Below are 9,879 nucleotides of genomic sequence, written 5' to 3'. Positions count from 1 at the left end.
CGGCAACACTACGGTTTTTGGTACCGTCATTCTAGGTTCGAGTCCTGGTGGGGAAGCTTTTTTAGTTTTTCTTCCTGCCGCGTCGAAAGCCTTTGAGCTCGGCTTTCTTCGCAATCGCAGCCACCTGGGCCGCGGTGTAATTAACGGGGGCTACACCAGCGCGGGGCAACACCCAGCCGCGCCAATAGGACAAGATGGCCATGCCGCTTCCGACGATGGGGGAAATGATCATGCCGAGGGCAAATTGCCCGTTGTGGGCGAAGATCACCATAACGATGCCGGTCAGGATGGATGGCACGGCATACAAGGGGCTGCCGCCAAAAATGGACGGGATTTCTCCAGAGGCAATATCGCGGACCATACCGCCGCCTACCGCAGTAAGCACGCCAAGGAAGACGCAGGGGATGAGCGGCATGCCGTGTGTGAGTGCCTTAACGCAGCCAGTGGTGGACCATACGCCAAGAATGATGGCATCGCCGTGTTCGCGGAAAAGCTCCCACGCCTTGCCTTTGAGATCGATTAAAAACGCAATGAGCGCACCACCACAGGCAAGCCCTAGGTACCACGGGTCCGAGATCGCTGCCGCTGCCCCATCTGCGATGAGCATGTCTCGAATCATGCCACCGGCCAGCCCAGAAAAGAGGGCGAGGAAAACAAAGCCCACGATATCGAATTCGCGGCGGCGGGCAATGGTGCCACCAATGATGCCGTTTAGCACCACGCCAAGGAGGTCAAAGGCTTGATAGAGGGAATTGATGAGGGGATCAACATCATGCATGATTCTTAGGCCTCCTGCCGCGCGGGTAGAATTTCGGCGTGACTGCGGCCGTGTTTTAGTCTCCGGCGTGTCAGCATGGCTTTAATTTAACCAACTCATTTCTCTGAAAGATCGAATTTCTCATGTCTCAATCCAATGCCCGGTATTTCATCTGGTCCAATGGCCTGCAAAATTTGGGCGATCAGATTGTGGCGGCCAAGACGGTGCTGCCAGCGCTTTTTAGTGCAGCCGGCGTGCCTGCGTTCTTTACCGGTTTGCTCACCCCTATTCGCGAATCTGGTTCTATGCTGCCGCAGGCGGCGCTGACCCCGTGGGTGACTACGCATAGGGCCCGTAAGCGCCTGTGGATTATCGGTTCGCTGGGCCAAGCGATATCCGCCGCGGTCATTGCGCTAGCAGCATTCTTCCTTCGTGGGACGGCACTGGGAGTAGTAACACTGGTGGCCCTAGCGGCGCTTTCGCTTTTCCGCGCACTGTGCTCGATTGCGGGCAAGGACGTACAGGCGCGCACGATTTCCAAAGGCGCGCGTGGCCGAGTAACCGGCAGCGCGGCAGCACTCGGAGGCGGCGCTACCCTGCTGACCGGCGTTATCCTTTACTTTTTGGGCGAGCTCAGTATCCCCATGATGGGCACGGTCCTCGGCGTTGGCGCGGCCACGTGGGCCATCGCCGCGTGGGTATTTTCGGGCGTGGATGAGCCGGTGCCAGAGGAAACCGAAGGGGGCATCGATAAGCAGTGGTGGAAAGATACCTTGCAGCTTTTTACTAGCGACGGACAATTTCGCAACTTTGTCATCGTCCGCGCGCTGCTGTTGGTATCGGCGCTTTCAACTTCTTTTATCGTGCTGCTTAGCACCAACCTGTCCGGGCTCTACGGATTCGTGCTTGCCTCGGGGCTAGCCTCGCTGGTGGGCGGGCGAATCTCCGGGGTGTATTCCGATAAGTCCTCCAAAAACACCATGGCGGTGGGAGCGGCCGTGGCTTCCATCGTGCTGGTGCTCTTGGTCGCCAGCTCACATTGGGCCCCAGATGGGGTCAATGCCTGGGTCATGCCCATTGGCTTTTTCGCTGTGAATCTGGCGCACACGGCCATTCGAGTGGCGCGAAAGACCTACGTGGTGGATATGGCCGGTGGCGATAAGCGCACCCAATACGTAGGTGCGGCTAATACGATGATGGGCATCATCTTGCTCATCGTCGGTGGCATTTCCTCCGTGGTGGCGCTGGCCGGGCCAGAGGCGGCCCTGCTATTCCTCGCCCTCATCGGCTTTCTCGGGGTGTGGCGCGCCCGCAGCCTGAAAGAGGTTTCTCACACATAAATCGCACTCGGGCTATAGGATGTAGTCCGAATAAGAATTAGACTCGACCCCCAGGAGCTCAAAAACCCGTGGTAGCAACAACCCCGTGTGCCGTAGTCGTCCTTGCGGCTGGTGCCGGTACCCGCATGAAATCCACCAAGCAAAAGACCTTGCACGAGATTGGCGGGCGCAGCTTGCTCGGCCACGCTCTGCATGCCGCGGCCGGGATTAATCCGGAACGCATTGTCACGGTGGTAGGCCACCAACGCGACCAGGTCTCCCCCGCTGTGGATGCCATCTCCCAGGAGCTGGACTGCGAAGTGCTGCAGGCAGTACAGGAAGAACAGCTGGGCACCGGCCACGCAGTGGCCTGCGGCTTGGAGCCGATTCCGGAGTTTGAGGGCACCATCATCGTCACTAATGGCGACGTACCGCTACTTACCCCAGAGACCATCGAGGGCCTGCGCGCTACCCACACCGAGCAGGGCAATGCGGTAACGGTGCTATCCATGCGCTTAGAGGATCCCACCGGCTACGGCCGTATCATCCGCGCTGAGGACGGCAGCGTGTCCGCCATTGTCGAGCAAAAGGACGCCTCCGAAGAGCAGCGCCGAGTCGATGAGGTCAACTCCGGCGTCTTCGCTTTTGACGGCCGCGTGCTTGCCGACGCCCTCCAGAAGCTCGACTCCAATAACGCCCAAGGCGAGCTATACATCACCGATGTGCTCGAGATCGCCCGCACCGCTGGACACGGCGTCGGCGCGCATGTGGCAGCGGATCCGGCCGAACTGGCGGGCGTCAATGACCGCGTGCAGCTCGCCGCTGCCGGCCGCGAGCTCAACCGACGCATGGTGGAAAAGGCGATGCGCGGCGGAGCCACCATCGTAGATCCGGAGACCACCTGGATTGGTGTCAATGTCACCGTGGGCTCCGATGTCATCATTCACCCCGGCACCCAGCTGTGGGGAGCGACCAGCATCGCCGATAATGCCGAGATTGGCCCCGATACCACCCTGACCAATATGCAAGTGGGCGAGGGCGCTTCCGTCGTGCGCACCCATGGCAGCGATTCTGTCATCGGCACCAACGCTAAAGTAGGCCCGTTTACCTATATCCGCCCGAAGACCGTGGTGGGCGAGGATGGAAAGCTCGGCGGCTTCGTAGAGGCGAAAAATGCACAGATTGGGCGTGGCTCCAAGGTGCCGCACTTGACCTATATTGGCGATGCCACCGTGGGCGAGCAGTCCAATATTGGCGCATCTTCCGTCTTTGTAAACTACGACGGGGTGAACAAGCACCACACCACCATCGGCAGCCACGTGCGCACCGGTTCTGACACAATGTTTATCGCTCCGGTCAATGTCGGTGATGGCGCGTACTCCGGGGCGGGTACAGTAATTAAAGACGATGTTCCTGCGGGAGCACTCGCAGTCTCCGGTGGCAAACAGCGCAACATCGAGGGCTGGGTTCAAAAGAAGCGTCCGGGTACTCCCGCGGCTGAGGCCGCAGCCCGTGCGCAGGACAACGAAAAGTAAGGGGCATATTCTCCCATGACTGGCAAGGTAACTGGTAGCAGCAAGAACATGAAGCTCTTCTCTGGGCGTGCACACCCAGAGCTGGCGGAGGCTGTAGCTAAGGAGCTCAAGACCGATCTGGTTCCTACTACCGCCCGCGATTTCGCTAACGGCGAAATCTTCATCCGCTTTGAAGAGTCCGTGCGTGGTGCAGATTGCTTTGTGATGCAGTCTCATACCCAGCCTCTCAATAAGTGGCTGGTGGAACAGCTCATCATGATTGATGCTCTCAAGCGTGGCTCTGCTAAGCGCATCACCGCCATCCTGCCTTTCTATCCCTATGCACGTCAGGATAAGAAGCACTTGGGCCGCGAGCCGATTTCCGCTCGCCTAGTGGCAGACCTACTGCAGGCTGCCGGCGCGGACCGCATCGTCTCCGTGGACCTGCACACCGATCAGATTCAGGGCTTCTTCGATGGCCCTGTCGATCACATGCACGCTCAGCCCATCCTGACTGATTACATCAAGTCCAAGTACGCCACCGATAACATCACCGTGGTCTCCCCGGATGCCGGCCGTGTAAAGGTTGCGGAAAAGTGGGCACATGACTTGGGCGATGCCCCGCTGGCCTTCGTGCACAAGACCCGCTCCAATACCGAGGCCAATAAGACGGTGTCCAACCGCGTGGTCGGCGATGTTGAGGACAAGGACTGCGTGCTTCTCGACGACATGATTGACACCGGCGGCACCATTGCTGGCGCCGTGCGCGTACTCAAGGATGCAGGCGCCAAGAAGGTTGTCATTGCCTGCACCCACGGCGTCTTTTCCGATCCCGCCCGCGAGCGCCTTTCTGAATGCGGTGCGGAGGAAGTTATCACCACCGATACCCTGCCGCAGTCCACCGCGGGCTGGTCCAACCTCACGGTGCTGTCCATCGCACCGCTGCTGGCACAGACCATCCACGAGATCTTCGAGAATGGTTCTGTCACCACCTTGTTTGATCGCGCCTAAACATGATCTACTATCACTAGCCGCCGAGAATTTACTTCGGCGGCTTTTGATTTGCTAACGGTACGCGTGCTAATCTAACTCAGTCTCGGCGAGGGCGACCTCAGGATGAGGAAGCCGTTATCGACGCGATTGAAGTTAGAGCACGTTGCTTTTATATACGCCTGCGATGACTCGTCCAAGACGTCCATCGGCAGGCTTTCGTCGTTTTATCGCGTTGGCCGCGCCGCACTACTTTGACTAAGGAGAATGAAGCATGGCACAGCGCCCAGTAATCAAGGCTGAAGCACGTACCGAGTTTGGCAAGGGTGTCGCACGCCGCCTGCGCCGCGACTGGAAGGTCCCAGGCGTCATCTACGGTGCCCACCAGGAGCCGGTTCACTTCGCAGTTCCGCTGCTGGACATCCAGTCCCTCGTCCGCAACAACGGTGTCAACGCCGTTTTGGAGCTGGAGATCGACGGCGAGCAGTACCTGACCATGGTTAAGCACGTTGATCAGAACGTCCTGACCTTCGACATCGACCACGTTGACCTGCTTGCTATTAAGCGTGGCGAGAAGGTTGAGGTTGAGGTTCCGGTTACCCTGACCGGCGAGCCGGCCCCAGGCACTATGCACATCCAGGATGCTGACGTACTGCTGGTTGAGGCAGACGTACTGAGCATTCCGGAGGAGCTCGAGGTTTCCATCGAGGGCCTCGAGGACGGCGCGGTTATCACCGCTGCCGATGTCACCATGCCGGAAGACACCACCTTGGTGGCAGAAGAAGACACCGTCATCGTATCCATCTCCCTGCCTGAGGTTGATGAGGAGCTCGAGGAAGCAGCCGAGGCTGCTGAGGAAGGCGGCGCTGACGCTGGTGCCGAGTCCGCAGATGAGGACGAAAAGTCCTCTGACTCTGAAGAGGAGTAATCCCTTCCCCTTCCTGTACGTAAACCGCCGTGAGAAATGCACCTCGCGGCGGTTTCGCCGTTTTCCTTTCGCTGTATGAGACAATTGAGCGCGTGACTCCACTTCTCGTAGTAGGCCTTGGCAACCCTGGCCCCAGGTACGCAGGAACCCGCCACAATATCGGTTTCGATGTAGCTGAAGAACTCGCTGGCGAGCTCATGAGCAGCTTTTCGGTGCACAAGAAGACCAATACCGAGGTCGCCGAGGGCATGACAGGTGGCCGCAAGATTATCTGTGCTAAGCCACGGTCTTTCATGAACCTCTCCGGCGGGCCGATCAAAGCCCTTAGCCAATATTTTCATCTCTCCGCCGCCGATATCATCGTCGTCCACGATGAACTGGAGCTCGATTTTGGCACCATTAAACTCCGCGACGGCGGCGGCGACCACGGCCATAATGGTTTGCGCTCCACCACCAAGTCCTTGGGGACAAAGGACTATAAGCGCCTTTCGATTGGCATTGGGCGCCCACCAGGCCGTATGGATCCGGCGTCGTTTGTGCTCAAGCCTTGGGCAAAGCAGGAAAAGGTGGAGATCCCCATTATCTGCGCGAACGCGGTGGATGAGATCCTGCGCGTAGGATAGTCGCCATGCAACTGGCTACCCTCCGCACCGGCTTTGGCACTTCCGCTATCCGCATCGACGGCGATAACGTGGGTGTCGAATTGGATTATGAGGATGTGGGCCAGCTGCTACGCAGCGAGGACTGGCGAAAAGCCGCACAGTTTTCCGGCGAACCCGTGGTCTTCGACCACGCCGACTTGGAGGCCGTAGTCCCGAATCCCGGCAAGATTATCTGCGTCGGGCTTAACTACGCCAAACACATCCGCGAAATGGGACGCGAATTCCCCGAACACCCCACCTTGTTCATCAAGTTCGCCGATGCCCTCACCGGCCCCTATGATGATGTCCTCATTCCAGAATATGCCACACAGAAGCTGGATTATGAAGGCGAGCTGGCGGTCATTATCGGCGAGCGCGCCCACCGCGTGAACCGGAATGAGGCGCTCGACTATGTCGCCGGCTATGCCATCATGAATGACTACACGCTGCGCGATTTCCAGCGTCAGACGAGCCAGTTCCATGCCGGTAAGTCCTTCTATCGCACCGCAGGCTTCGGCCCGTGGCTCACCACCGCGGAGGAATGGGCACCTGGTTCTGGTGCTTTACTTACTACTACCGTGGGCGGCGAAGAAAGGCAGCGCGATAACACCGATGACCTTATCTTTTCAGTTGCTGAGCTGATCGAGTTTTGCTCGCAGCTTTACCCGCTCAATCCGGGAGACGTCATCGTTACCGGTACCCCAGAGGGCGTTGGATTTGCACGGGAGCCGCAGCAGTTTATTCAAGATGGTCAAAATGTCACCATTGCTATTGAGGGCTTGGGGCATATTTCCAATACAACTTTTTTCGGCGAACCAGGCTGCGGTCCAGGCTGTACCTGCTCTTAGACTGTGCCCAGATTCTCACTCCAACGAGGGCGGTGCAGTTTTCTCCCCTGCTATCAACGGCGGTTAAGCTGAGACAATGAGCACAAAGAGCAGTAAAGCCCCTAAGAAACTCAACAAGAAGGCCTACGAGAAGGAACTCGAGCGCCTTCAGGCAGAACTCGTGGACATGCAGCAGTGGGTCGTTGAAACCGGGGCCCGCGTCGTCATCATCATGGAAGGCCGCGACGCCGCCGGCAAAGGCTCTGCTATCAAGCGCATCACCCAGTACCTCAACCCACGTACGTGCCGCGTCGAGGCGCTGCCCGCCCCGAACTCCCGTGAGCAGGGCCAGTGGTACTTCCAGCGCTATGTGGAAAAGCTGCCAACGAAGGGCGAAATTGTCATCTTTGACCGCTCCTGGTACAACCGCGCCGGCGTCGAACGCGTCATGGGCTTTTGCACCGATCAGGAATACGTCCGCTTCCTCCACCAGGCACCTACCTTTGAGCAGATGCTGGTAGAAGACGGCATCATGCTGCGCAAGTACTGGTTCTCTGTCTCCGATGAGGAGCAGATTAAGCGCTTTGAGTCCCGCCGCAATGATCCGCTACGCCGCTGGAAGCTCTCCCCTATGGACCTGCAATCCATTACCCGCTGGGAGGACTATTCCCGCGCGAAGGATGCCATGTTCATTCACACCGATACCCCAACCGCCCCGTGGTACACCGTGGAATCGGAAGACAAGAAGCGCTCGCGTATCAATGTCATCTCGCACCTTCTCAGCACCATTCCCTACGAGAAGATCGAGCGCAAGATGCCTGAAATCCCGCAGCGCCCTGAATCTGATGGCGAGACCTACGAGCGCCCCGCCCGCGAAGAGTTCCGCTATGTGCCTGATGTAGCAGCCAAGCTGGAGCGCAAGTCCGAGCAGAAGACGGCGAAGAAAACCTCAAAGAAGGGCAAGAAGAAGGATAAGAAGAAGTAGCAGCACCGGCCGTATTACTATCTTCAATCATGAGCACTGACACCGTCGCGGAAGCGCGTTTAGGAGATAAAATCCTCACTGCGGTGGCGGTGCTCATTGCGCTATTTTATGTCATTTCTGCCGCGAAGAATCCCAGCATAATTGAGATTATTCAGGCAGGTCTATCGTTGCTATTCCTGCCATTTATGTGGGTCTGGCGGAGCCGTCCCGTGCTCAGCGCCACGGGCTTTATCGTGCTTCTCGCAGCTTGGGCGATGGCTTGGATGAGCCAGCTTCCCACTAACCTGGGAATTACCCCGTGGGCGCTTACTGCACCCATGGCGGTGTATGCCACCTCCCGCTATGTCACACGCCGCGCCATTCCCCGCACGGTACTGGCTCTCACTATTCTTGGCTCCTTCATTTCGCCATTCATGTGGCGCATAGATCCGGAGTCTTTCTTTTTGCATTACCAACTGGACCGCCGCTACTTGGCCATGTTGGTCGTGCACTGGGCGGTTCTAGGCAGCACATATTTTATAGCTGCGCGCTACTTCGATTTAGCACGCCAGCGCGAGCGGCTAGCGCATGAGCGGTTTCGCCAAGCCCAAGAAGAAGAACGCCTGCTCATCGCACGGGAGCTGCATGATGTACTCGCTCATTCCCTCACGTTGATCAAGGTTCAGGCAAACGCCGGGATCATTGCCGCTCGTGCAAACACTGAGGCTGCCCACGATGCGCTGGCCAGTATTCGTGATGGCGCGGATTCTGCTTTGGAAGAGGTCCGCGGCATCGTCACTGCACTGCGAAGCACCGGACCAACCTCTCTGGAGCCCACCACGCAGCTAGAACACATCGAGGGCATTATCGATGGCTTCCGGGCGGCAGGCTTGGACATTAACGCGCATATACCTGAGGCCTACGAGGCTCCAGCACTTACGCAATTGGCGTTGGTGCGCATCATTTCTGAGGGTTTGACCAACGCGTTGCGCCACCAGGGCCCAGGAACCCAGGTGGATGTGGAGCTTGCGCTTGCCGACGTCGCCCGACTCACCCTAATTTCTTCCACTCCCTCCCCGACTCCCAGCGAAGTCCCAGGTAGCGGCGTGGGCCTGATCGGTGTGGAAGAACGTGCCAACGCATTGGGTGGAAAGCTAGAGAGCTGGGGCGATGCCACAAAATTCACCCTGCTCGCCGAACTTCCGTTGCAGAGGGAAAACCGTGTCTAAGATTCGTGTACTGCTTGCCGATGACCAAGCGCTGCTCGCCGCCGCTTTGTCCACGATCCTCAATGCTCAGGATGATATTGAGGTCGTTACCACCGCGCACACCGGCAACGAAGCCGTTACCGCCGCGATAAGCCACCGCATTGACGTCGCCATCCTAGATATCCGAATGCCCGGAATGGACGGCATTGCCGCGGCTCAAGCCATCCTTTCTCGGGTGCCTGACTGCCGAATCATCATGCTCACTACGTTTAATGAAGATGATTTGGTGGCTCAATCTATCGCCGCTGGCGCGCATGGGTTTCTCCTCAAAGACGCCGACCCGGATGTACTGGTGGGAGCGGTGCGCGACGTCGCCAAGGGCGAATCGGTCCTAGCCGCTAAGGTAACCGGCCCAGTCTTGCAGACCTACCGCGCCGCAATTGCGCGCGGGCAGCTGAGCGCGCAAGAGCGCCAGGGCTTAAGCCTTGTCACCCGTCGCGAGCGAGAAGTCCTAGCCCTCATCGCCCGCGGTGCCACCAACGCGGAAATTGCCCGTGAAATGGTCATCGCGGATACGACTGTCAAGACACATATTTCCTCTCTGCTTTCCAAACTGGCTGCACGCGACCGCGTAGCTCTAGTGCTCTTGGCGCAAAAGGCTGGCATCGCCTAAGCCTCCTACCGTGGTAGGAGAACTTCGCGCTAAGGTCCATAGCCTAGGCGGAGGTGAT

10 protein-coding genes are annotated in these 9,879 nt (G+C 58.3%); 9 read left to right on the top strand and 1 reads right to left on the bottom strand.

Translation table 11 applies throughout. The annotated features are described in order from the left end of the window. Nucleotides 1-61: 61 nt before the first annotated feature. Nucleotides 62-778, bottom strand: coding sequence for a trimeric intracellular cation channel family protein (locus tag QP904_RS05550; protein WP_248099071.1), 717 nt, complete (start codon nt 776-778; stop codon nt 62-64). Nucleotides 779-900: 122 nt separating this feature from the next. Here QP904_RS05550 and QP904_RS05545 point away from each other — a divergent pair, with 122 nt between their 5' ends. The 9 genes from QP904_RS05545 (at nt 901) to QP904_RS05505 (ending at nt 9,821) form a co-directional block, all read left to right on the top strand. Beyond that, nucleotides 901-2,097, top strand: coding sequence for an MFS transporter (locus tag QP904_RS05545; RefSeq protein ID WP_284835685.1), 1,197 nt, complete (start codon nt 901-903; stop codon nt 2,095-2,097). Nucleotides 2,098-2,165: 68 nt separating this feature from the next. Beyond that, entirely contained in the window at nt 2,166-3,611 is a 1,446-nt protein-coding gene (gene glmU / locus QP904_RS05540) for a bifunctional UDP-N-acetylglucosamine diphosphorylase/glucosamine-1-phosphate N-acetyltransferase GlmU (RefSeq protein ID WP_023021919.1), read from the top strand. Between the two features lie 15 nt (nt 3,612-3,626). Then, nucleotides 3,627-4,601, top strand: coding sequence for a ribose-phosphate diphosphokinase (locus QP904_RS05535; protein ID WP_284799041.1), 975 nt, complete (start codon nt 3,627-3,629; stop codon nt 4,599-4,601). Nucleotides 4,602-4,854: 253 nt separating this feature from the next. Beyond that, on the top strand, nt 4,855-5,508 hold the full coding sequence (locus QP904_RS05530; protein ID WP_248099075.1) for a 50S ribosomal protein L25/general stress protein Ctc: 654 nt from the start codon (nt 4,855-4,857) through the stop codon (nt 5,506-5,508). A gap of 92 nt (nt 5,509-5,600) precedes the next feature. Further along, the gene (gene pth / locus QP904_RS05525; RefSeq protein WP_248099077.1) at nt 5,601-6,131 is read left to right on the top strand and encodes an aminoacyl-tRNA hydrolase; all 531 of its coding nucleotides are present in this window, start codon (nt 5,601-5,603) and stop codon (nt 6,129-6,131) included. A gap of 5 nt (nt 6,132-6,136) precedes the next feature. Beyond that, nucleotides 6,137-6,997 (top strand): fumarylacetoacetate hydrolase family protein, encoded by an 861-nt coding sequence (locus tag QP904_RS05520; RefSeq protein ID WP_284835684.1) that lies wholly within the window; start codon nt 6,137-6,139, stop codon nt 6,995-6,997. Nucleotides 6,998-7,073: 76 nt separating this feature from the next. Next, nucleotides 7,074-7,961, top strand: coding sequence for a polyphosphate kinase 2 (gene ppk2, locus QP904_RS05515; protein ID WP_086588148.1), 888 nt, complete (start codon nt 7,074-7,076; stop codon nt 7,959-7,961). 29 nt (nt 7,962-7,990) lie between these two features. After that, complete coding sequence (locus QP904_RS05510; RefSeq protein WP_284835683.1) at nt 7,991-9,169, top strand: sensor histidine kinase; 1,179 nt, start codon at nt 7,991-7,993, stop codon at nt 9,167-9,169. Continuing rightward, complete coding sequence (locus QP904_RS05505) at nt 9,162-9,821, top strand: response regulator (protein WP_023021925.1); 660 nt, start codon at nt 9,162-9,164, stop codon at nt 9,819-9,821. The genes QP904_RS05510 and QP904_RS05505 overlap by 8 nt, the downstream gene beginning before the upstream one ends. Nucleotides 9,822-9,879: the final 58 nt, after the last annotated feature.

Source organism: Corynebacterium nasorum, from assembly GCF_030229765.1.
Taxonomy (GTDB): Bacteria; Actinomycetota; Actinomycetes; order Mycobacteriales; family Mycobacteriaceae; genus Corynebacterium; species Corynebacterium kefirresidentii.
The sequence above is the reverse complement of the archived record's forward strand: the minus strand, read 5'-3'. Positions and strand labels throughout refer to the sequence as shown.